The sequence below is a fragment of the Dactylosporangium darangshiense genome, assembly GCF_039537565.1.
Lineage (GTDB): Bacteria > Actinomycetota > Actinomycetes > Mycobacteriales > Micromonosporaceae > Dactylosporangium > Dactylosporangium darangshiense.
Window position 1 is genome coordinate 1 of record NZ_BAABAT010000229.1, and the last position, 620, is coordinate 620.

Consider the following 620-nt stretch of genomic DNA (forward strand, 5'->3'; position numbering starts at 1 on the left):
GGATGGCGTCGAACTGGGACACGCGTTTGCCGTGGAGCGTGGCCATCGGTTACGGCGTCGGGGGTCGGTCTGCCGCGGTCGTGGACCCGTCGGTGGCGGGGTCATCGGGTGCGGGTTCGGTGCCGGTGGCTGGGCTTCCGGCGATCGGGACGGCGGCGGTCCCTTCTTTGCGGCGTTTGGCCAACGGGGCGTGGATGGTGCCACCGCCGCAGGACGAGGAGGGCATGCGGGACGAGAGGCATCTGGAAGCGGCGGTTGGGCGGCGGTCGATTCCCGATGGTGTGGTCGTCGTGACCGGAGTGGTCGTCTATGCGGGCGCGGGGTTGGCTGATCGGGGGCTAGACCATCGTCGGTGGGAAACGCATCGCCTGGGTCCCGGGATGGTGACGGCAGAGGAGGTGGTGGATTGGCCGTTCCATGATCCGGGCCCCGGCCCGGACGGCAGTGACCCGACGCGTCCGTTGGTGTTGTTCCCGATTGATCGTATCCGCGGCGTGGCCGAGCTCGCCCGGCGGATGCAGGCGCATATCGATGAGCGGTCGCTGCATGGTGTGGAGGTTCCGAGGGCGGTGGTGTATTCCCCGTCCGGGGATGGTGCTTCCTGGTTTGTCACGCAACCG

The 620-nt window shown here is 68.7% G+C and carries 1 protein-coding gene; it reads left to right on the forward strand.

What is annotated here, in order from left to right:
- Positions 1-224: 224 nt before the first annotated feature.
- The coding region (locus tag ABD901_RS58845; protein ID WP_345145159.1) for a hypothetical protein at positions 225-620 on the forward strand (396 nt) is incomplete at its 3' end.